Origin of the sequence: Xanthovirga aplysinae (assembly GCF_009711365.1) — a bacterium.
GTDB classification, from domain to species: domain Bacteria; phylum Bacteroidota; class Bacteroidia; order Cytophagales; family Cyclobacteriaceae; genus Xanthovirga; species Xanthovirga aplysinae.
Genome location: NZ_SMMB01000090.1, coordinates 1 through 314, shown reverse-complemented (window position 1 = coordinate 314; position 314 = coordinate 1). Strand labels below are relative to the sequence as shown.

Sequence of the window (314 nt, the reverse complement as noted above, 5' to 3'; positions counted from 1 at the left end):
AGAAATGATGTTACCTAACCTGAACGCTCCATTGTATGTAGATGCATCTGGTAAATTATCTGCAGATACTGTGGCAAGTTTTCAGTCTCAGGCACAATTGCGCGTGGAGCAAATGGCAAAAGAGGGTGAACTTTCGGCCTATAGCGTGAACATTAATCCGGATCAGGATGTGTTGAGCACTTCTTCATTAAGTATCGACGTGACTTTGGTCCCGGTAGGATTAGCCAGAGAAATAAAAGTAAACATAGGTTTTTCAGTACAATTATAAGCAATAAAACATGATTCCATTAATTAACGGAAGGTCATACGACTGG

At 40.4% G+C, this 314-nt stretch carries 1 protein-coding gene; it reads left to right on the top strand.

Annotated features, from left to right (window positions below):
• Positions 1 to 268, top strand: a 268-nt coding sequence (locus E1171_RS23075; protein ID WP_222931261.1) for a DUF2586 family protein, incomplete at its 5' end; no start/stop codon positions are given.
• Between the last annotated feature and the right edge of the window lie 46 nt (positions 269 to 314).